At 62.4% G+C, this 19,607-nt stretch carries 22 protein-coding genes; 11 read left to right on the top strand and 11 right to left on the bottom strand.

Annotated elements, in window-relative coordinates:
• Window positions 1–294 precede the first annotated feature (294 nt).
• The 4 genes from QZ613_RS19370 to folE2 all read left to right on the top strand — a co-directional run bounded on the left by QZ613_RS19370 (window position 295) and on the right by folE2 (window position 4,250).
• Window positions 295–534 (top strand): exodeoxyribonuclease VII small subunit, encoded by a 240-nt coding sequence (locus QZ613_RS19370; RefSeq protein ID WP_291983727.1) that lies wholly within the window; start codon window positions 295–297, stop codon window positions 532–534.
• Window positions 531–1,454 (top strand): polyprenyl synthetase family protein, encoded by a 924-nt coding sequence (locus QZ613_RS19365; RefSeq protein WP_291983651.1) that lies wholly within the window; start codon window positions 531–533, stop codon window positions 1,452–1,454. The genes QZ613_RS19370 and QZ613_RS19365 overlap by 4 nt, the downstream gene beginning before the upstream one ends.
• 62 nt (window positions 1,455–1,516) lie before the next feature.
• A complete protein-coding gene (gene dxs / locus QZ613_RS19360) occupies window positions 1,517–3,409 on the top strand; it encodes a 1-deoxy-D-xylulose-5-phosphate synthase (protein ID WP_291983649.1) in 1,893 nt (630 codons plus the stop codon).
• Window positions 3,410–3,428: 19 nt separating this feature from the next.
• Window positions 3,429–4,250 (top strand): GTP cyclohydrolase FolE2, encoded by an 822-nt coding sequence (folE2, locus tag QZ613_RS19355; protein ID WP_043563994.1) that lies wholly within the window; start codon window positions 3,429–3,431, stop codon window positions 4,248–4,250.
• Between the two features lie 89 nt (window positions 4,251–4,339).
• Here the strand turns inward: folE2 and rplS are convergent, their stop codons facing one another.
• Genes rplS through rpsP form a run of 4 tightly spaced genes read right to left on the bottom strand, consistent with a single transcriptional unit; the run spans window position 4,340 to window position 6,377 of the window.
• A complete protein-coding gene (gene rplS / locus QZ613_RS19350) occupies window positions 4,340–4,705 on the bottom strand; it encodes a 50S ribosomal protein L19 (protein WP_043563996.1) in 366 nt (121 codons plus the stop codon).
• Window positions 4,706–4,728: 23 nt separating this feature from the next.
• On the bottom strand, window positions 4,729–5,535 hold the full coding sequence (gene trmD / locus QZ613_RS19345) for a tRNA (guanosine(37)-N1)-methyltransferase TrmD (protein ID WP_291903763.1): 807 nt from the start codon (window positions 5,533–5,535) through the stop codon (window positions 4,729–4,731).
• Complete coding sequence (gene rimM, locus QZ613_RS19340) at window positions 5,532–6,077, bottom strand: ribosome maturation factor RimM (protein ID WP_291903765.1); 546 nt, start codon at window positions 6,075–6,077, stop codon at window positions 5,532–5,534. The genes trmD and rimM overlap by 4 nt, the downstream gene beginning before the upstream one ends.
• Before the next feature lie 45 nt (window positions 6,078–6,122).
• Window positions 6,123–6,377 (bottom strand): 30S ribosomal protein S16, encoded by a 255-nt coding sequence (gene rpsP, locus QZ613_RS19335; protein ID WP_043563998.1) that lies wholly within the window; start codon window positions 6,375–6,377, stop codon window positions 6,123–6,125.
• Between the two features lie 396 nt (window positions 6,378–6,773).
• On the opposite strand from rpsP, the gene QZ613_RS19330 reads away from it, so the two are divergent.
• The 3 genes from QZ613_RS19330 (at window position 6,774) to QZ613_RS19320 (ending at window position 9,283) form a co-directional block, all read left to right on the top strand.
• A complete protein-coding gene (locus tag QZ613_RS19330; protein WP_291983647.1) occupies window positions 6,774–8,204 on the top strand; it encodes a hypothetical protein in 1,431 nt (476 codons plus the stop codon).
• A gap of 117 nt (window positions 8,205–8,321) precedes the next feature.
• The gene (gene wrbA / locus QZ613_RS19325; protein WP_043564004.1) at window positions 8,322–8,918 is read left to right on the top strand and encodes an NAD(P)H:quinone oxidoreductase; all 597 of its coding nucleotides are present in this window, start codon (window positions 8,322–8,324) and stop codon (window positions 8,916–8,918) included.
• Window positions 8,915–9,283: a DUF2069 domain-containing protein gene (locus QZ613_RS19320; RefSeq protein ID WP_291983644.1), complete on the top strand. Its 369-nt coding sequence runs from the start codon at window positions 8,915–8,917 to the stop codon at window positions 9,281–9,283. Before wrbA ends, QZ613_RS19320 begins: the two co-directional genes overlap by 4 nt.
• Window positions 9,284–9,317: 34 nt before the next feature.
• On the opposite strand, the gene QZ613_RS19315 is transcribed toward QZ613_RS19320, so the two are convergent.
• The 5 genes from QZ613_RS19315 to ilvB form a co-directional block, all read right to left on the bottom strand.
• On the bottom strand, window positions 9,318–10,856 hold the full coding sequence (locus QZ613_RS19315; protein ID WP_043564009.1) for a 2-isopropylmalate synthase: 1,539 nt from the start codon (window positions 10,854–10,856) through the stop codon (window positions 9,318–9,320).
• 149 nt (window positions 10,857–11,005) lie between these two features.
• Window positions 11,006–11,791: a CDP-diacylglycerol--serine O-phosphatidyltransferase gene (gene pssA, locus QZ613_RS19310; RefSeq protein WP_043564011.1), complete on the bottom strand. Its 786-nt coding sequence runs from the start codon at window positions 11,789–11,791 to the stop codon at window positions 11,006–11,008.
• Between the two features lie 185 nt (window positions 11,792–11,976).
• Window positions 11,977–12,993, bottom strand: a complete 1,017-nt coding sequence (gene ilvC, locus QZ613_RS19305) for a ketol-acid reductoisomerase (protein ID WP_291983642.1) — start codon at window positions 12,991–12,993, stop codon at window positions 11,977–11,979.
• 30 nt (window positions 12,994–13,023) lie between these two features.
• Complete coding sequence (gene ilvN, locus QZ613_RS19300; protein WP_043564016.1) at window positions 13,024–13,515, bottom strand: acetolactate synthase small subunit; 492 nt, start codon at window positions 13,513–13,515, stop codon at window positions 13,024–13,026.
• Window positions 13,516–13,527: 12 nt separating this feature from the next.
• Window positions 13,528–15,240: a biosynthetic-type acetolactate synthase large subunit gene (gene ilvB, locus QZ613_RS19295; RefSeq protein WP_291867363.1), complete on the bottom strand. Its 1,713-nt coding sequence runs from the start codon at window positions 15,238–15,240 to the stop codon at window positions 13,528–13,530.
• 137 nt (window positions 15,241–15,377) lie between these two features.
• Between ilvB and QZ613_RS19290 the strand changes: the two genes are divergently transcribed.
• The 4 genes from QZ613_RS19290 to QZ613_RS19275 are packed head-to-tail and all read left to right on the top strand — an operon-like array spanning window position 15,378 to window position 17,333.
• Window positions 15,378–15,941, top strand: a complete 564-nt coding sequence (locus QZ613_RS19290; RefSeq protein WP_043564020.1) for an RNA polymerase sigma factor — start codon at window positions 15,378–15,380, stop codon at window positions 15,939–15,941.
• Window positions 15,938–16,315, top strand: coding sequence for a DUF3619 family protein (locus tag QZ613_RS19285; protein ID WP_291983640.1), 378 nt, complete (start codon window positions 15,938–15,940; stop codon window positions 16,313–16,315). The genes QZ613_RS19290 and QZ613_RS19285 overlap by 4 nt, the downstream gene beginning before the upstream one ends.
• Window positions 16,288–16,884 (top strand): DUF3106 domain-containing protein, encoded by a 597-nt coding sequence (locus QZ613_RS19280; protein WP_291867359.1) that lies wholly within the window; start codon window positions 16,288–16,290, stop codon window positions 16,882–16,884. Before QZ613_RS19285 ends, QZ613_RS19280 begins: the two co-directional genes overlap by 28 nt.
• The gene (locus tag QZ613_RS19275) at window positions 16,881–17,333 is read left to right on the top strand and encodes an RDD family protein (protein ID WP_291983638.1); all 453 of its coding nucleotides are present in this window, start codon (window positions 16,881–16,883) and stop codon (window positions 17,331–17,333) included. Before QZ613_RS19280 ends, QZ613_RS19275 begins: the two co-directional genes overlap by 4 nt.
• A gap of 100 nt (window positions 17,334–17,433) precedes the next feature.
• Here the strand turns inward: QZ613_RS19275 and lptG are convergent, their stop codons facing one another.
• Complete coding sequence (gene lptG / locus QZ613_RS19270; RefSeq protein ID WP_043564024.1) at window positions 17,434–18,507, bottom strand: LPS export ABC transporter permease LptG; 1,074 nt, start codon at window positions 18,505–18,507, stop codon at window positions 17,434–17,436.
• Entirely contained in the window at window positions 18,504–19,583 is a 1,080-nt protein-coding gene (lptF, locus tag QZ613_RS19265; protein ID WP_043564026.1) for an LPS export ABC transporter permease LptF, read from the bottom strand. Before lptF ends, lptG begins: the two co-directional genes overlap by 4 nt.
• Between the last annotated feature and the right edge of the window lie 24 nt (window positions 19,584–19,607).

Raw genomic sequence — 19,607 nt, 5'->3', positions numbered from 1 at the left:
TCCTCCCGTTTTTTCGTTGCGCAAGTGTAGCACCAGTCCCCGCGCTGGCGCTTGTGCTGCGCCCGGCCGGTGCAGGGCAGCGCGACCATGGCGAGCGCCGCCGGCGGATACCGCCCTTCCAGGCCATCGCCGGTGGCCACCGGGCGGTTCGCCAGAGCAGCCCGCGCAGGACTCGCGGGAATGCTTTCCATTTGACCGCAAGGCCACTAATACGCTATTTTCGGCGGTTTGATTCGAGCCCTTGCCATGCCACGACCGAACTCCGACAAAGCTGTCGACGCCAGCGCGCCCGCGATGGACGAAACAGCCGTCGGCAAACTGAAGTTCGAGGCGGCTCTCGCCGAACTTGAACAGATCGTTCAGGACATGGAGGGTGGCCGCCTGCCACTCGAGGAGTCACTGGCCGCGTATCGCCGTGGCAGCGAACTGCTGACCCATTGCCAGCAGCAACTCAGCGACGCCGAACGCCAGATTCAGGTGCTCGAAAACGGCGCGCTGCGCGCTTTCGACCCCCCGCGTGGCGAGGCCGGATGAGCGCGCCGACGCAAGTCCCGCCGGCGCCAGCGGCGCCTGCCTTCGCGGACTGGATGCGTTGCGTCCAGGCAGAGGTCGAAGCGGCCCTCGCCCGCCACCTGCCGCCGGCGGAAGCCATTCCGGCGCGCCTGCACCAGGCCATGCGCTATGCCAGCCTGAATGGCGGCAAACGGATACGGCCGCTGCTTGTTTTCGCGGCCGGAGAGCTGACCGCTGCCCCGGCGGAACGACTGCAAATCGCGGCCTGCGCGGTCGAGCTGATCCACAGCTATTCGCTGGTCCATGACGACCTGCCGGCGATGGATGACGACGTGCTGCGGCGCGGCCGCCCGACCTGCCACGTCGAGTTTGACGAAGCGACTGCCTTGCTGGTCGGCGACAGCCTGCAAGCGCTGGCTTTCGAACTGCTGGCGCGCAAGGATTTCGGCGAACAGGGCCGGCAACTGGAAATGCTGCGCCTGCTGGCGCGCGCCAGCGGCTCGTGCGGCATGGCTGGTGGCCAGTCGATCGACCTCGAAGCCGTCGGCAAGAGCCTGAACCAGCCCGAGCTGGAACTGATGCACGCGCTCAAGACGGGCGCCTTGATCCGCGCGGCAGTATTGCTCGGCGCCCTCTGCGGCGCAGCCCTGAGCACCGGCGAAAGCGCTGCGCTGGACCGTTTTGCCAAACGCGCCGGCCTGCTCTTCCAGGTCGTCGACGACATTCTCGACTGCACGGCCAGTACCGCCACCCTCGGCAAGACCGCCGGCAAGGATGCGGCTGCCGAAAAACCGACCTACGTCAGCCTGCTGGGCCTCGAACGCGCCCGCGACTTTGCCGACGATCTGAGAAAGCAGGCGCTCGAAGCACTCGCGCCTTTCGGCGAACGCCGCCAGCGCCTTGTCGAGCTCACCGGCTTCATCACCCAGCGCAAGTTCTAGGCACCGCTTCCGCTCATTGCTCGCCGCCACCGGCGAGCGCTTCTGCAGGACCCAACAAGACCATGACCCTCTACCCTCTGCTCGACACCATCAGCGATCCGGCGCAAGTGCGCAAGCTCGACCGCCGCCAGTTGCCACAACTGGCTGACGAGTTGCGTGCCTTTCTGGTCGATTCGGTCTCCCGGACCGGCGGCCACCTGTCGTCGAACCTCGGCACGGTCGAACTGACGGTCGCCCTGCACTACGTTTTCGACACGCCCCACGACCGCCTGGTGTGGGACGTCGGGCACCAGACCTATGCGCACAAGGCGCTTACCGGCCGCCGCGAGGGCATGGCCAAGCTGCGCATGCATGGCGGCATCTCCGGTTTCCCGAAGCGCAGCGAGAGCAGGTACGACACCTTCGGCGTCGGCCACTCGTCGACGTCGATCTCGGCGGCCCTGGGCATGGCGCTCGCCGCCAAGATCAGGCACGAAACGCGCAAGGTCGTGGCCATCATCGGCGACGGCGCGATGTCGGCCGGCCAGGCCTTTGAGGCGCTCAACAACGCCGGCGTCGCCGACGCCGACATGCTCGTCGTCCTCAACGATAACGACATGTCGATCTCGCCGCCCGTGGGCGCACTGAACCGCTACCTGGCGCGGCTCTTCTCCGGCAACACCTTCAACGCGGCACGCAAGGCCGGCGAGAAGATTCTCGACTTTTCGCCTTCGCTGCTCGAATTCGCCAAGCGCGCCGAGGAGCACGTCAAGGGAATGCTGACCCCGGGAACGCTGTTCGAGGAACTGGGCCTGAACTACATCGGCCCGATCGACGGCCACGATCTCGAATCGCTGGTGCCGACCCTGCTCAACCTGAAGAACCTCAAGGGCCCGCAGTTTCTGCACGTCATCACCAAGAAGGGCCAGGGTTACAAGCTTGCCGAGGTCGATCCGATCCTCTACCACGGTGTCTCGAAGTTCAAGCCGGAGGTCGGGATTGCCGGCGGCAAGCCCGGCGCAAAGCCGAGCTACACGCAGGTTTTTGGCGACTGGCTGTGCGACATGGCGGCGGCCGACCCGCGACTCGTCGGCATTACCCCGGCGATGCGCGAAGGCTCCGGCCTGCTGCGCTTCAGCGAATGTTACCCGGACCGCTACTACGATGTCGGCATCGCCGAGCAGCACGCCGTCACCTTCGCCGCCGGCCTGGCCTGCGAAGGCATGCGACCGGTGCTGGCCATCTACTCGACCTTCCTGCAACGCGGCTACGACCAGCTGGTGCACGATGTGGCCCTGCAGAACCTGCCGGTGGTCTTTGCCCTCGACCGCGGCGGACTGGTCGGCGCCGACGGCCCGACGCACCACGGCGCCTTCGACGTTTCCTTCCTGACCTGCATCCCGAACATGGTACTGATGACGCCCAGCGACGAGGACGAGTGCCGCAAGATGCTGACCACCGCCTATCGCCTCGACGGACCGAGCGCCGTGCGCTACCCGCGCGGCACCGGCACGGGCGCGACGATCGACAAGGCGCTGGTCGGGCTGCCGCTTGGCAAAGGCGAAATCCGTCGCCGCGGTTCGCAGGTAGCCCTGCTCGCTTTCGGCAGCATGCTGACGCCGGCGCTCGAAGCAGGCGAAGAGCTCGACGCGACGGTGGCCAACATGCGCTTCGTCAAGCCTATCGACCGCGAGCTGATCATCGCCCTGGCCGCGGAACATTCTCTGCTCGTAAGCGTCGAAGAGAATTCCTTGATCGGCGGCGCCGGTTCCGAGGTCGCGCGGGTTCTCGAAGATGTTGCCGGCACGACTCGACTCCTGCGCCTGGGGATCCCCGACCGCTTCATCGAGCATGGCGACCAGGCACTCTTGCTGGCGGAAATTGGCCTGGACCGTGACGGAATCGTCGCTGCGGTGCGTGCGCGGCAAGACAGCGCCGCAGGGGCAGCCGAGGAAATCGTCGCGGGCAGCATATAGAAAACAATCAGGAGCAGTAATGAACGCACCAGAAAACCCACAACCGACCACGATGGTGGACGTCCAGGGCTCAGCCGATACCCGCCGCATCGCCATCAACAAGGTCGGCATCAAGGCGATACGGCACCCGGTCAAGGTGCTCGACAAGTCCGGCGGCGTACAGCACACCATCGCCATGTTCAACATGTACGTCGGCCTGCCGCACAATTTCAAGGGCACGCACATGTCGCGCTTCGTGGAAATCCTCAACAGCCATGAACGCGAGATTTCGGTCGAAAACTTCCCGGCCATGTTGCGCGACATGGTCGACCGGCTGGAAGCGGAAACCGGTCACATCGAAATGAACTTCCCGTATTTCATCAACAAGACCGCTCCGGTGTCCGGGGTGCAGAGCCTGATGGATTACGACGTCACTCTGGTCGGCGAAATCGGCCATGGCGATATCACGTCGACCATCAGGGTGGTGGTTCCGGTCACCAGCCTGTGCCCGTGCTCAAAGGAGATTTCCGAGCGCGGCGCCCACAACCAGCGCTCGCACGTAACGGTCACGGTGAGCATCAACGATCACCTGTGGATCGAAGAGCTGGTGCAATTCGTCGAAGCGCAGGCGTCGTGCGAGCTCTATGGCCTGCTCAAGCGCCCGGACGAGAAGTACGTCACCGAACGAGCCTACGACAACCCGAAGTTCGTCGAGGACATGGTGCGCGACGTGGCCGCACGCCTCAACGCCGAATGCCGCATCGACGCCTACGTGGTCGAGTCCGAGAACTTCGAGTCGATCCACAATCATTCGGCGTACGCGCTGATCGAGAACGACAAGCGAGCCGCCGCAGCAGGCTGACCCGGCGCTGGTGAACCAGGCAGAAGAAAAAAACGTGGCGGAGTCTCTCGACTCCGCCACGTTTTTGTTTACGCCAGCAGCGCGGCTGTTCAGCGCTGCTTGCGGACCAGCTTCTCCTTGATCCGCGCCGACTTGCCCGAACGCTGACGCAGGTAGTAAAGCTTGGCGCGACGAACGTCGCCACGACGCTTGACCTCGATCGCCGCGACCAGCGGCGAGTAGGTCTGGAAGGTGCGCTCGACGCCCTCGCCCGACGAAACCTTGCGCACGATGAAGCTGGAGTTGAGACCACGATTGCGCTTGGCAATCACGACCCCTTCGTAGGCCTGCAAACGCTCGCGCGTACCTTCCCGCACCTTGACCTGGACGACGACGGTGTCGCCCGGCGCAAAGACGGGAATGACTTTGCCCAGACGGGCAATTTCTTCTTGCTCAAGTTGCTCGATCAGATTCATATTCTTGACTCCATGTATGCGAACTACGCATTCTTGTCCTGACCGCATTGCTCCTGAAACTGCCGCAGGAGTTGCGTTTCCGTTTTCGACAGCGAACGCCCCGCCAACAACTCGGGACGCCGCTGCCACGTCCGACCCAGCGCCTGTTGCAGACGCCAGCGTCGTATTTCCTCGTGGTGACCGGACAAGAGCACATCCGGCACCCGCCGCCCGTCGTACTCCTCGGGCCGCGTATAGTGCGGGCAATCAAGCAAGCCCGCGACAAACGAATCCTGTTGTGCCGATTCGGCGTCGTTGAGCACGCCCGGCAACTGCCTGACGACGGCGTCGATCAGCGCCATCGCCGGTATTTCGCCACCCGAAAGGACGAAATCACCGATAGAAATTTCTTCATCGACGCCCGCGTCGATCAGCCGTTCGTCGATCCCTTCGTAGCGCCCGCAAACCAGCACCAGCGCTTCGTCGCCGTGCGCCAGCTCCATCACCCGCTGGTGCGTGAGCAGCGAGCCCTGGGGCGAAAGGCAGATCACACGGCTGGAGGCCACTCCGGCCCCCTGCTGCCGCGCCTTCGCCGCCGCGATCGCCGCCGCCAGCGGCTGGGCCAGCATGACCATTCCCGGGCCGCCGCCGTAGGGACGGTCATCGACGGTGCGATGCCGATCCTCGGTGAAGTCGCGCGGATTCCACAGCTGCAGGGTCCAGCGTCCGGTCTCCAGTGCCCGCCGGGTCACCCCCGAGTGGCTCACCGCCGTAAACATTTCGGGAAACAGGCTCAGCACATCAACGACAAACGGGCTCTCGGGCAGCGACGCGCCGCCTGGCGAAGTCACCAGTCGATTTCCCAATCGACGCGAATTCGCTCTTGCGCAAGCTCAACTTCCAGTACCACCGCGGCGACAAAAGGCAACAAGCGCTCGACGCCCTGGCCGTCGCCAACGCGCAACACCGCGTTGGCCGGCGTTTCGATCAAGCCGAGAACCCTGCCCAGAGACTGGTCCTGCGTATTGACCACCGCAAGGCCAAGCAGATCGGCCCAGTAGTATTCGTCGCTCGCGGTCGCCGGCAAGGCCCGGTGCGGAACGCCCACCAGCACCCCGGCGACGGCCTCGGCAGCAGACCGGTCAGCAACACATTCGAGCTGGGCAATGAGCATCTCGTTGCGCAGGTGGCAGGTGATCAGCCGCGTCGGACGCCACAACGCAGGCGCATCACCCTCGTGACCCAGCCACCACTGCGGCAGTCGGGACCAGGCAGCGGGATCATCGGCAAACGGATAAACGCGCACCGCACCCTGCAGCCCGTGCGCACCGGCGACCTTGCCGAGGACGACGATGTCCTCGACAGCAGCCGGATCGACGTCGATTCCTGCCACAGCCACAGTGCCAGCCCCGTCAGACCGCGAACTGGCGGGCAAGACTCAGGCGGCGACCTTGGCCGCCGACTGCTTGAGCAGGCGAGCACAGGTCATCGACAGTTGCGCACCCTGCTCCTGCCAGTAGCTGAGACGGTCGGTGGCGATGCGCAAGCCCTCTTCCTTCTCCGAAGCCAGCGGATTGTAGAAGCCGATGCGCTCGATGAAACGGCCATCGCGGCGGAAACGCGAATCCGCGACCACCATATTGTAGAAGGGGCGCTGCTTGGAGCCCCCACGGGCAAGACGAATGACAACCATGATCAGCTCTTCCGAAATCAGAAAAAGAGGCGGATTATAGCAAAAAAGAGTCTTTTCAACATGATCTTGCTGCGCCCGCGGCTGGCGTCGACCGGAAAGCGACGAGGGGGGGCGGCGGCAGCGTCTGCCGCCAGCCAGCAGTCGAAGCTTGCAGGCTATAATTGCGAGTAATAAGGTCGACAGCGTAAAGGTCGCTTGCGCAGCAGCTGCTCGACCCAGCCGCAGTTACCCATGTGCCGGAAGAGGCAGGGTAGCGATCCGACGGACGGCGTGACGACACAAACTTGTTTGGCAGGTGGCAAGATGACCAACACCGCTTTCAATCAGCATGGCGTAGCGGAAACCGTGACTTCGCACTCAGGCATACGCACCATTCTGCTATGGCTCGAGTCGCCAATGGCGCCCCACCCGGCCGATGAGCTCCCCTCGCTGCGTGCCCAGGTGAAGGCCTGGAACGAGGTCGGCGGCTCGCCACAGCAGCGCGCTCTGGCGCTGAACGGTTTGTACGAGCGCAGCTGCACGGTTGTTGCGGCACTGCTTCCTGAACTGACCGAGCTGACCTTGCCCATCCCACGCAAGTCGCGACGCCTGGTCCGCAGCGTTCTCGACCTGCTGCAGATGCTCGCTGATGACACGCTGGCGATGGCCGAAGAGGGCGCTCGGCACGATGCCACCGACCGCAATCAAGCGCCCGACCTGGCACTTTGGCGTAGCCTGCATGCCGTCGCGCAACAACTGATGATCAGTCACCTGATCGCCTCTCCGGCACCTACCGGTGCCTGGCAACAACTGCATCAGACCTACGCCAGGGCACGCGACCGGCGGCTTGAAGCGGCCATCCCACGCGGCCAGTCACGCAAGCTGCAGCACATCTATCACGCGGCCGTCCTGCTCGGCTGCGCCCAGCCAGCGTCGTTGACGGCACGTGAGGTGGTCTTCCTTGCCGCTTACTTCGAGCGCTTCGCCGGCCAGATCGAGACCATCTCGGCGGAAGCCGCCGCCACCGCTCCGGGGAGCTTCTGGGTCGATCCGACGCGCGACGCGCCCGCCCTGCCGTTTTCGCGCAAGCTGGCGCCGTCGACAGCTCCCCTCGAGTACTTTTCGTGCGCCCGCCTGGGCCTGCTGCTGAAGACGCAGATCGCCCAGCTCAACGCGGGCACGCCAGCCGAAGAAATCGGGCTTCCAGAGCTGGCCAGCACTCCCGCCGGAGTCGGCGTCCTGCGCCGCCTGGCGGGACGCTGGAGCGACTTCGGCAAGCGCCGCTTCCATCGTCGGCGACAGGGCTATCGGACGGTTCTGGGCACCGGCATCGACGGACTCTGGCAACTCAGCAAGGAAGGCGACTCGGCCGCTGTCGAGTTGTCGAGCTGGATGATCACCAACGAAAGCCCGGACGGCTATGCGATCAGGCACGTCTCCGGCAAGATCGGCACCCTGTCGGTCGGCAACGTCGTCGCGGTGCGCACGGGCGACGAAAAGAACTGGCAGATCTGCATGGTGCGCTGGGCGGTATCCGAAAACCCGGAGGATCTGGAGCTGGGCCTGCAGATCCTGGCTCCGAAGGCTGTCGCGGCGATTCTGGCCCGTCCTGTCGAGGGCGAAGGAACGGAACATCTGCGCGTCCTGGTGCTGCCGGAAATTCCTCTGCTGCGCACCAGCCAGCTGCTGGTCGTTGCGTCGGGTATGCTGACCCAGAACAACGAGAAACTGGTGCTGGTCATCGAGGACGAAAACCTGGTGGTTCGTGAAATCAAGAGCATTGGTATCGACGAGCAGACGGGCAGCGTTGACATCCTGTCGATAGAACCCGACCAGAGACGCCTCTAGGCCGCGCCCAGAGGCAGCGGACGACAGGTCGCAGCACGAAGACCGGAAAGGCGAGCGGGCCCGCGACCGCCGCGGGGGAAAAGAACCGTTCGCCACAGTTTCCGGGATAATGGCGCAATGTCGGAAATACTGGTTCTCTACTACAGCCACCGGGGTTCGGTGCGGGCTCTCGCCCAGCACATCGCCCGCGGTATAGAGTCAACGGACGGCGCGACAGCGCGTCTGCGGACGGTTCCCAAGGTGTCGTCCGTCTGCGTCGCAACTGCTCCGGAAATACCGCCCGACGGAGCACCTTACGTAGCCGCCGCCGACCTTGACGAATGCATAGGCCTTGCGCTCGGCAGCCCGACGCGCTTCGGAAACATGGCGGCGCCAATGAAATATTTCTGGGACAGCACTGCCGCACAGTGGTCGTCTGCAACCCTGGCCGGAAAGCCCGCCTGCGTCTTCACATCGACGGCCAGCGCTCACGGCGGACAGGAGAGCACGCTGTTGTCGATGATGCTGCCGCTGCTGCATCACGGCATGCTGCTCGTCGGCCTGCCCTACAGCGAAGCGGCCTTGACGAGCACTCGTGGTGGCGGCACACCGTATGGCGCCAGCCATCTTGCCGGTGCCGAGGGAAACCCGACGCTCAGCGAGGAAGAGCGCCAACTGGCCTTCGCGCAGGGGCGCCGCCTCGCTGCCATTGCCATGAAGCTCGGCGCCCGATGATCCGCGGCCTGTACCTGGCAGCGTGCAGCAGCCTGATTGCGCTGATTTTCCTGTGCCTGGCCTGGGAATTGCGGCTGGCACCGATCCAGCCTGGCGGCTCATGGCTGGCGTTGAAGTGCCTGCCGCTGCTGGCACCCTTGTTCGGCATTCTCAACGGCCGCCGCTACGCGTACCAGTGGGCCAGCATGCTGATTCTGCTCTACTTCACCGAGGGTATCGTGCGCGCCACCACCGAGACGGGAATGGGACAATTGCTGGCAACCGCCGAAACAGCCCTCTCCCTGATCTTCTTCTGTGCGACCGTCGCCTACGCCAGACTCACGCGCCCGTCGGCGCAGAAAAGCGAAGCGCCGGCGCGCCCGTAGCCGCGACTCTCTGCCACTTCGTTCGCGGCAGGCGTCAAACGTCACCCTGCGGGTCGACGCGATCGGGAATCTGCAGCTTGTTCAAGGCGTTGAGATAGGCTTTCGCCGAGGCGATGACGATGTCGGTATCCGCTCCATTGCCGTTCACGATGCGACCGTCTTTCCCCAGGCGAACGGTCACTTCGCCCTGTGCGTCGGTGCCCGTAGTGATCGCATTGACCGAGTAAAGCAGGAGTTGCGCGCCGCTTGCGGCCACCGACTCGATGGCCTTGAAGGTCGCGTCTACCGGCCCGCTGCCGATCCCGGCCGCTTTTTTCTCGACGCCATCGACGTTCAGGGTGACATCCGCAGCCGGCGTCTCACCGGTTTCCGAGCAAACGCGCGAATAAACCAGCTTGTAATACTCGCCCTCCTGCGTGACGTCCTCGTCGGAAACCAGCGCCTGGAGATCTTCGTCGAAGATCTCGTGCTTCTTGTCCGCGAGTTCCTTGAAGCGGGCAAATGCGGCATTCAGAGCCTCTTCGCTATCGAGCACGATCGCCAGCGCCGCCAGGCGCGACTTGAAGGCGTTGCGCCCCGAGTGCTTGCCGAGAACGAGCTTGTTCTGCGCCCAGCCGACGTCCTCGGCACGCATGATCTCGTAGGTTTCCCGGTGTTTGAGGACGCCGTCCTGGTGAATCCCCGATTCGTGCGCAAAGGCGTTGGCGCCAACGACTGCCTTGTTGGGCTGCACGGGATAGCCGGTGATCTGCGAGACGAGCTTGGACGCCGGAACGATCTGCGTGGCGTCGATACGGGTCTGCACCGGAAAAAGGTCAGCGCGCGTCCTTACCGCCATCACCACCTCTTCAAGAGAGGCGTTGCCGGCTCGTTCGCCAAGGCCATTGATCGTGCATTCGACCTGGCGCGCGCCGGCGAGGACCGCTGACAGCGAATTGGCGACCGCCATTCCCAGGTCGTTGTGGCAGTGCGTTGACCACACCACCTGTCCGGCACCGGGCACCCGCTCGATCAGCGTCCGCATCAGGTCACCCCACACCGACGGGACACTATAGCCGACCGTATCGGGAACGTTGATTGTCCGCGCTCCGGCCTTGATCACCTCCTCGAAAATCCGGCACAGGAAGTCAACGTCGGAGCGTACCGCGTCTTCCGCGGAAAACTCGACGTCGTCGGTGTATTCGCGCGCCCAGTTCACCGCCCGTATGGCCGACTCGACCACCTGGTCGGGCGTCATCCGCAGCTTCTTCTCCATATGGATCGGACTGGTGGCGATGAAGGTATGAATACGACCGCTCACCGCTGGCTTGATCGCTTCGCCGGCGCGACGAATGTCATTCTCGTTGGAACGGGCCAGGGAGCACACGGTGGACTCCCTGACGATCGAGGCAATCGACTTGATGGCATCGAAGTCGCCCGGCGAAGCCGCGGCAAACCCCGCTTCGATCACATCGACCTGCATGCGCTCGAGCTGGCGCGCCACGCGCAGCTTTTCGTCCTTGGTCATCGAAGCGCCGGGGCTCTGTTCTCCGTCGCGCAAGGTGGTATCGAAAATTACCAGATGATCTTTCATTTCCCGACTCCGCAAGTGAGGGTGTCAATACACGGCGTGACGGCCGGTGTTCGGCAAGCGGCCGAAAACAGGCATGGCCGGGAGTGATTCTAATGCCTGCCGCACAGCGGCGGCGCTGCCGGCAACGCGCGACCATCGCGAATTAACCGTCAGTCGTCAGCGCCGCGCTGTTCGATCGGTGGTGGTGGCGCCTTGCGTCGAAGGCGGTGCGTCAGCGCCAGGACATAGCCGGAAAGCGCATAGGCGACGAAAAGTCCAAACAGGGCCACCGGTGTGTCGTAGGAAACGAAGGCAAAGCCAAGGGCAATGGCGACCACGAAGATGAAGGGCACGCTGCGCCGCAGATTGACGTCCTTGAAGCTGTAGAAACGGACGTTGGTGACCATCGAGATGCCGGCAAAGATTACCAGTGTACAGGCCGCCCAGCGCACGTCAGCCGCGGCCACGTCCTTGTCGATCATGACCCACAGGAAGGCCGTCACCAGTGCCGCAGCCGCCGGGCTCGGCAGGCCCTGGAAGTAACGCTTGTCGATGACTTCCAGCGTTGTGTTGAAGCGCGCCAGGCGTAGCGCAGCACCGGCGCAGTAGATGAAGGCAGCGATCCAGCCAAGCCGGCCAAGATCCTTGAGTGCCCACGCGTAGCTGACCAGTGCCGGCGCGACGCCAAAGGAAACCATGTCGGAAAGTGAATCGTACTCGGCGCCGAAGGCACTCTGGGTCCTCGTCATGCGCGCCACTCGCCCATCAAGACCGTCGAGCACCATGGCCACAAAGATCGCCACGGCCGCGGCCTCGAAGCCACCTTTCATCGCCTGGACAATGGCGAAGAAACCACAGAACAGCGCTGCGGTAGTAAACAGGTTCGGCAACAGATAGATCCCTCGACGCCGCAACTCCGGGTTGAAGAGGGTCTTGCGAGGTTTCATTTCGGGCATTGCGCAGTTGTCGTTTGGCCGCTGGCTCAGGCCGGTTGAGGAGGAAAGGAACCGGAGGCAGCAGCTATCGGGACGGGAATCGGAGGCGGAGAGGGGCAGGTCATGAGGGATTCAATACCTCGGCGTTCTTGTCCGACGAGCGCGCGACCCTCGTCGCGCCGCCGCCGGACAAGCCACGGCGCCGATCAGTTCTTGCTCTGATCAACCAGCCTGTTCTTCTTGATCCAGGGCATCATGTCGCGCAACTTGGCGCCGACGATCTCGACCTCGTGCTGGGCCATCAGGCGGCGACGGGCAGTCATCGACGGGTAGTTGGTACGCCCTTCGAGGATGAACATTTTCGCGTAATCGCCGTTCTGGATTCGCTTGAGCGCCGCACGCATGGCAACGCGGGACTGCTCGTTGATCACCTCCGGCCCGGTCACGTATTCGCCGTACTCGGCGTTGTTCGAGATCGAATAGTTCATGTTGGCAATGCCGCCTTCGTACATCAGGTCGACGATCAACTTGAGTTCGTGGAGACACTCGAAGTAGGCCATCTCGGGCGCGTAACCGCCCTCGACCAGCGTCTCGAAGCCCATTTTCACGAGCTCTACAGCCCCCCCGCAGAGGACCGCCTGCTCGCCGAAAAGGTCGGTCTCGGTCTCTTCGCGAAAATTGGTTTCGATCACCCCGCCCTTGGTGCCGCCATTGGCCGCGGCATACGAAAGGGCAATGTCGCGGGCTTTGCCGGAACGGTCCTGATGGACAGCGATCAGCGACGGCACGCCGCCACCCTTGAGATACTCGGAACGCACCGTATGCCCAGGGCCCTTCGGGGCGACCATGATCACGTCCACATCGTCACGTGCCACAACCTGGTTGTAATGAACGTTGAAGCCGTGCGCGAAAGCCAGTGCGGCACCCTTCTTCATGTTCGGCGCCACCTCGGCGTTGTAGACCTGCGGGATGGTCTCGTCGGGGAGCAGCATCATCACCACATCGGCGCCCTTGACTGCGGCAGCAACCTCGGCAACTTTCAGGCCAGCCTTCTCGGCCTTGCTCCACGAAACGCCATCCTTGCGCAGACCGACCGTCACCTTGACGCCGGAATCGCTAAGGTTCTGCGCGTGCGCGTGCCCCTGGGAGCCGTAACCGACGATGGTGACCTTCTTGCCCTTGATCAGGGAAAGGTCGGCGTCCTTATCGTAGAAAACTTTCATTCAAATTCCTCTATTTACTGGTCGGTCTGATTAGACTTTTAGAATGCGCTCGCCGCGGCCAATGCCGCAGACGCCGGTACGAACGGTTTCGAGAATCAGTCCCGCGTCGATCGCCTGGATGAAGGAATCGAGTTTTGCTCCGCTGGCGGTCAGCTCGATGACATAGGTCGACTCGGTGACGTCGATGATGTGACCGCGAAAGATGTCGGTCAGGCGCTTGAGTTCCTCGCGGTCCTTGCCGGTGGCGCGGACCTTCAGCAGCATCAGTTCGCGCTCGATGTGTGCCGCCTCGGAGAGATCGACGACCTTGATGACGTCGATCAGCTTGTTCAGCTGCTTGGTGATCTGCTCGACCACCGCGTCGGTCCCCGAAGTGACGATGGTCAGGCGGGACAGCGAAACGTCCTCTGTGGGAGCCACGGTGAGGGTCTCGATGTTGTAGCCGCGCGCCGAAAACAGACCGGCCACCCGCGACAGAGCTCCCGCCTCGTTCTCCAGCAGGATTGAAATTATGTGTCGCATCTTGTCTTTCCCTTACAGATCTTCGGTCAGGAGCATATCCGCCAGGCCTTTGCCGGCCGCCACCATTGGAAAGACATTCGCTTTCTGATCGGTGATGAAGTCGATGAATACCAGGTCATCCTTGTGATCGATGAATGCCTTCTTCAGCGCACCCTCGACGTCCTCCGGCCGCTCGACGCGGATGCCGACGTGGCCATACGCCTCGGCGAGCTTGACGAAGTCGGGCAGCGAATCCATGTACGACTCCGAATAACGGCTGCCATAGAACATTTCCTGCCACTGGCGAACCATTCCCAGGTAGCGGTTGTTGAGATTGATGATCTTGATCGGCAAGCGGAACTGCTTGGCAGTCGACAGCTCCTGAATACACATCTGGATCGACCCTTCGCCGGTGACGCAGGCAACCTGCATTTCCGGGTTCGCCAGCGCCGCCCCCATGGCGTAAGGCAGGCCGACCCCCATCGTCCCGAGACCCCCGGAGTTGAGCCAGCGGCGCGGCTGATCAAACTTGTAGTACTGTGCGGCCCACATCTGATGCTGACCGACGTCGGAAGTCACGATCGCCTGGCCTTTGGTCACCTCATAGAGCTTTTCGATGACGTACTGCGGCATGATGACGCCCTTCTTCATGCGGTATTTCATGCACTGCTTGGCGCGCCACTCGTCGATCTGCTTCCACCAGCCGGCCAGCACCTCCCCATCCGGAGTGGCATTGCCGGCATCGAGCAACTTGGACATTTCGTCGAGAACGTCCGGGACGTTGCCGACGATCGGCACATCGACCTTGACGCGCTTGGAAATCGACGAGGGGTCAATATCGATGTGGATGATCTTGCGTGGAATGGACGAAAAGTTGGCTGGATTACCAATCACCCGGTCGTCGAAGCGCGCACCGATAGCCAGCAGGACGTCACAGTTCTGCATCGCAAGGTTGGCTTCGACGGTACCGTGCATGCCGGGCATGCCAAGAAACTGCGGATCGCTCGCCGGATACGCACCGAGACCCATCAAGGTGTTGGTAATCGGAAATCCGAGCCGCCGTACCAGCTTGGTCAATTGCTCGGCACCGTTGGAGAGGATGACTCCCCCACCGCTGTAGACCATCGGCCGCTTGGCCTCGAGCAGAAGATGCAGGGCCTTCTTGATCTGCCCCAGATGCCCCTTGACAACCGGGTTGTACGAGCGCAGCTGGATCGTTTCCGGATATTCGAACTTGCACTTGGCGGCGGTAATGTCCTTGGGGATATCGATCACCACCGGACCCGGACGACCGCTGTTGGCGATGAAGAAAGCCTTCTTTATGGTCACTGCCAGGTCGTGCACGTCCTTGACCAGGAAGTTGTGCTTCACGCAGGGCCGGGTGATGCCGACGGTATCGCACTCCTGGAAGGCGTCCTGACCGATGTACTCGGTCGGCACTTGCCCGGCGATGACGACCAGAGGAATCGAATCCATGTACGCCGTGGCGATGCCGGTCACCGCATTGGTCGCACCGGGCCCTGAAGTGACCAATGCCACGCCGACCTTGTGCGTCGAGCGCGCCAGGCCGTCGGCGGCATGTACAGCCGCCTGCTCGTGACGAACGAGAATGTGCTTGACCTGATCCTGCTTGAAGAGCGCGTCGTACATGTGAAGGACAGCCCCGCCAGGATAGCCGAATACGTACTCGACCTTTTCTTCCTGCAGGCACCTGATTACAATCTCCGCACCGGTCATCATTGTCATTACCGTCGCCCCAGCAAGCAAATTGCTCGAAAAAAGTCTGCAACGTTAAAGCTTAGACGTGGTTTGGTCAAGGCATTCACGAAAACCGACGCCGGGGAAAGCAGGCTTCCCGCCCCACAACCGCAAGGATTTCCACCCTGGCCAGCCAACGCGAACTGTCAGACTTCCTCACAGCAGTCGAACGCCGCGCTTTCAAGCAAGCAATGTTCGCAGTGCGCAACGAAGAGTCCGCACTCGACATCGTCCAGGATGCGATGATGAAGCTCGCCGAGAAATATGGCGACCGCCCGCCAACAGAACTGCCCATGCTTTTCCAGCGGATCCTGCAGAACACGATTCGCGATTACTATCGACGCAGCAAGGTCCGCTCGCTATGGACAACGCTCCTCTCCGCCCTTTCGCCGAATGATGACGAGGAGCACGACCCTCTCGAAACGATCAACAGCGAATCAGGGCCCAACGGCCCTAAAACGCCGCACGGTCAGTTTGAGCAGGCACAGGTCCTGGGAATGATCGAGAAAGAGATAGAATCTTTGCCTGGGCGTCAACGGGAAGCGTTTCTTCTGCGTTACTGGGAGGATATGGACGTTGCCGAAACGGCGTCGATCATGGGTTGCTCGGAGGGGAGCGTCAAGACACACTGTTCACGTGCCAATCACGCTCTCGCGGCCGCACTGAAAGCAAAAGGAATTACCCTATGAATGAACTACATTTTGCCTTCAAAGCCAGACAGCACCTGAACCGGGGGCTGCATGAACTGCCACCATCAACGCAGTCGCGCCTGCAGGCCGCCCGAGAGCGGGCGCTGGCTCGGCAAAAACTTGCCGTCCACCAATCGATACTGGTGGCGGCGGGGAGCTTTGTTCAGGAGCACACGGAAGGCTTGCACCTGCGGCAAATTCTCGTTGCCTTGGCGCTGGTTCTCGGCGTAATGTTCTACGCTTACTGGCAGGCCGACCGGAGCATCGCCGAACTGGAGGTCATTGATAGCGCCCTGCTCGCCGACGACTTGCCGATCGCGGCCTTCACCGACAGGGGCTTTGATGCATGGTTGAAAAGCTCCGCGTCGCACTGATCCTCAGCAGCTTCGTAGCCGTCACGGGCTGGGCCGATGTGCTCAGCCCGTCTGCCATTGCGACGCCAGCTCAACCGCAGTGGGGTGAACTCACGGTCGAGCAGAAAACAATCCTCGCACCGCTCAGTTACGACTGGGACGGGATGGACTATGCGCGCCAGAAGAAATGGCTGGGAATCACGCGGCGCTTCTACAACATGACCGCCGACGAGCAGCGCAGAGTGCAGGTCCAGATGCAGGACTGGGGGAAGCTGACACCCGAACAACGGCGAGTCGCGCGCGAGAATTTCATCACCGCCAACAAGCTCCCCGTCGAGAAGAAGCAGGAACTCAGGCTGAAGTGGCAGGAGTACTCAAGCCTGCCGGACGAAGAGAAAGATAGGCTCAAGCAGCAAGCGGCCAAACGGGCGGCGCCGACCAAACCGGGGCTGCCGGGCAGCAGTGGCACAGCGGGCAACCTGACCTCGCCGCCGCCATCGACGACGCTGTTGCCGCTCGGCAGCCATCATACTCCGCCAGCACCCGTCACCACGGCTGCGCCGGCAAGCGCATTGGAAAACCGGGATTGACGGCGGCAACCGAGGCCCCCGTCAAGCGACCGAGCATCACCCGTCGTCTGGCCAGCATGCTGTACGAGTCCTTGCTGCTGTTCGGCGTCCTTGTCGCGCTGCTTGTTGTGCCACACTTCCTGCTCGGCACCCTGACCCATCGCCTGGCGACGCCGGTCGTCGTGCAGGCACATACCTTCATCGTGCTGCTCGCCTACTGCCTCTGGTTCTGGAGTAACGGGCGGCAAACGCTGGCCATGAAGACCTGGCGCATGCGCCTGCTGACCCGTGACGGGCAAACCGTCCGGCCGGCCCAGGCGCTGCTGCGCTACCTCCTGTGCTGGCCAAGCATCATCCTGGGAGGAGTTGGCATCCTTTGGGCCGTCGTGGACCGCGAGCGCCTGTTTCTGCACGACCGTCTCGCCGGCACGCAACTCGTACTGAGTGGAGATCTGGCGAAGAAGCCATAGCCCGTAACTGGGCTAGGCGAACCATCCGGCGACGGGCAAGGATTTCAATAGCCTGCCCAAGCGACCTTGCGCAGTTCCCCCGGTCAACGCACTCCGCCAATCAGCGTCGCTCGACCCACCAGATCATCGTGATCGCGGCCAGCAGGAAGAGCAAAGACGGCGTGACCGCACTGAGCAATGGCGACCAACTATTGATCGCGCCAAGATTGGCAAACAAGCCGTTGAGCATGTGGAACAGGATACCGATCATCACCCCGGAGAAGATCTTGAGGCCCACTGCGTCAGACCGGTAGTGCGCACCACCAAAGGGTAGAGCCAGAGCGACCATCACGAATGCAGCCAGGGGGTAGACCACCTTTTTCCACAATGCAATGTCATAGCGGTTGGTGGTCTGGCGATTGTCGGACAGGTGCTTGGTATAGGTCGCCAAGTGTCGCAGGGACATCCGATCGGGAGAAACCATAAGTACCGCCAGGATGTCCGGGTTCAGCGCCGAATGCCAGACCATCTCGGGGATCTGCTGAACGTCGGCACGCTCGGCATGCAGGACCGTCTGCACTACATTGCTCAAGCGCCAGCTGTCAGGAAGCACGTATTCGCCCTCGGCGGCCTCGGTGAACGAGTGCAACTTCGCCTCCTCGTCGAACTCGTAAATACGAATCCCCCGCAAACGCGTATCCGGCAGCACAACGCGCACGTTGATGAAACTTCGCTCGTCCTTGACCCACAATCCTGAACGCAAGTCCTGCCCGATCATTCGACCCCTGGCTTTCAAGCGCAATTGGTTGGCCTCTCGCTCGGCCGTCGGCGCCACATACTCGCCGATCAGGAAGGTGGCGACGGCAAACAAGCCGGCGACCAGAAACAAGCCACGCAACAAGGCTCCCGAAGAGAGACCAGAAACCCGGAGAACGGTGATCTCGGAATGCCGAGCCAACGACGACAAGGCGTAAAGCGTCCCGATCAGAACGGCAATCGGCATCAGCTCGTAGACCCGCCCCGGCAGACGTAGCATGACGAAACCAAACGCATGGTGGAGTTGGTAGCCGCCCCGCCCGATGTCCTTGACCTCGCCAAGCATGTCAAAAAAAGCGAACAGTGCCAGAAACGCCAGCAACACCAGGAGGATGGCGGCAGACACCTCACGCACCAGATAACGACGATAGATCTTCATCGGGCGAGGCGCAGGAAAGATGACATGGCGATACGGTGGTAGAAAAGAAACGGCAAGAGAAGCAGCATGAACAGATGGACCACCAAGACGCCGACGGCAAAAGACACCTGGCCACTGGCTACCCAGCCCTGGCTGATGGTCAGCAGATTGTTGTAGATCACGTAAACCAGTATGGCCAGGAGCATGTTCGCCGAACGACCCGCGCGCGGGTTGACGAACGACAGCGGAATCGCCAACAAGGCCAGCACAGCTGCAGCAAGCGGCATGCCAACGCGCCACAGCAACTCTGCCCGATAGGGGGGCAAGTCGAGTTGCAGCAACTCCAGCGGCGGCATGTTCTTGGGTGTCCGCTCGATGCCACGCGCCTCCTTGGTCTCCAGGCGAACAGCATAGCGTGCGTACTCGAGAATACGGAAACCGGCCGTGCCCGGATCGAGCTCGTAACGACGGCCGTCCTGCAGGACAATGAAGCGATCACCGTTGGCCGCCGTCTCCTGGTGCCCCGTTCCGGCCATCGTCACCCCGAGGCGCTCGGGTGCGGCTTCGCTGACAAAGACGTTGCGCACGTGGGTGGTATCTTCGGCCACCGCTTCAACAAAGATCACCCGGTCACCCGCCGATGATTCCTGGAAGGTTCCCGGAGAGATTTGTCCGGCATCCTTCTGGTTGCTCAGCTTGCCGCGGTATTCGGCGCTCTGCGACAAGGCCCAGGGCGAGAGAAACAGCGACAGCAAGCCGATGGTGACCACCAGGGGGAGGGCAAAGGTGAATACCGGTCGCATCCAGGCCGTCAGCGACAGCCCGGAAGAGAACCAGACGACCATCTCCGAGTCACGATAGCTGCGCGAAAGGGTCAACAGAATGGCAACGAACAAGGAGAGCGACAACAGCGGCGGGAGATAATTGAGCGCTGCGAAACCCAGCAGCGCGGCCACAGCCCCGGGGTCGACTTCGCCCTGCGCAGCTTCGTTCAGCAGGCGGATCAACTGCGTGGTCACCAGGATCGCAAAAAGCGCTATGAAAACACCGGCGGTCGAGTGGGCGAACTCGCGTCGGACAGCACGCTGGAAGATCATTTTTTGACTTTGGTGAAAAACTGC

The sequence above is a fragment of the Candidatus Accumulibacter sp. ACC005 genome (assembly GCF_907163215.1).
Taxonomy (GTDB): domain Bacteria; phylum Pseudomonadota; class Gammaproteobacteria; order Burkholderiales; family Rhodocyclaceae; genus Accumulibacter; species Accumulibacter regalis.
The sequence above is the reverse complement of the archived record's forward strand: the minus strand, read 5'-3'. Positions and strand labels throughout refer to the sequence as shown.

Coding starts and splice junctions, on each gene's coding strand:
- QZ613_RS19370 (WP_291983727.1), top strand. CDS start 295: ATGGACGAAACAGCCGTCGGCAAACTGAAGTTCGAGGCGGCTCTCGCC.
- QZ613_RS19365 (WP_291983651.1), top strand. CDS start 531: ATGAGCGCGCCGACGCAAGTCCCGCCGGCGCCAGCGGCGCCTGCCTTC.
- dxs (WP_291983649.1), top strand. CDS start 1,517: ATGACCCTCTACCCTCTGCTCGACACCATCAGCGATCCGGCGCAAGTG.
- folE2 (WP_043563994.1), top strand. CDS start 3,429: ATGAACGCACCAGAAAACCCACAACCGACCACGATGGTGGACGTCCAG.
- rplS (WP_043563996.1), bottom strand. CDS start 4,705: ATGAATCTGATCGAGCAACTTGAGCAAGAAGAAATTGCCCGTCTGGGC.
- rpsP (WP_043563998.1), bottom strand. CDS start 6,377: ATGGTTGTCATTCGTCTTGCCCGTGGGGGCTCCAAGCAGCGCCCCTTC.
- QZ613_RS19330 (WP_291983647.1), top strand. CDS start 6,774: ATGGCGCCCCACCCGGCCGATGAGCTCCCCTCGCTGCGTGCCCAGGTG.
- wrbA (WP_043564004.1), top strand. CDS start 8,322: ATGTCGGAAATACTGGTTCTCTACTACAGCCACCGGGGTTCGGTGCGG.
- QZ613_RS19320 (WP_291983644.1), top strand. CDS start 8,915: ATGATCCGCGGCCTGTACCTGGCAGCGTGCAGCAGCCTGATTGCGCTG.
- QZ613_RS19315 (WP_043564009.1), bottom strand. CDS start 10,856: ATGAAAGATCATCTGGTAATTTTCGATACCACCTTGCGCGACGGAGAA.
- pssA (WP_043564011.1), bottom strand. CDS start 11,791: ATGCCCGAAATGAAACCTCGCAAGACCCTCTTCAACCCGGAGTTGCGG.
- ilvC (WP_291983642.1), bottom strand. CDS start 12,993: ATGAAAGTTTTCTACGATAAGGACGCCGACCTTTCCCTGATCAAGGGC.
- ilvN (WP_043564016.1), bottom strand. CDS start 13,515: ATGCGACACATAATTTCAATCCTGCTGGAGAACGAGGCGGGAGCTCTG.
- ilvB (WP_291867363.1), bottom strand. CDS start 15,240: ATGACAATGATGACCGGTGCGGAGATTGTAATCAGGTGCCTGCAGGAA.
- QZ613_RS19285 (WP_291983640.1), top strand. CDS start 15,938: ATGAATGAACTACATTTTGCCTTCAAAGCCAGACAGCACCTGAACCGG.
- QZ613_RS19280 (WP_291867359.1), top strand. CDS start 16,288: ATGGTTGAAAAGCTCCGCGTCGCACTGATCCTCAGCAGCTTCGTAGCC.
- lptG (WP_043564024.1), bottom strand. CDS start 18,507: ATGAAGATCTATCGTCGTTATCTGGTGCGTGAGGTGTCTGCCGCCATC.
- lptF (WP_043564026.1), bottom strand. CDS start 19,583: ATGATCTTCCAGCGTGCTGTCCGACGCGAGTTCGCCCACTCGACCGCC.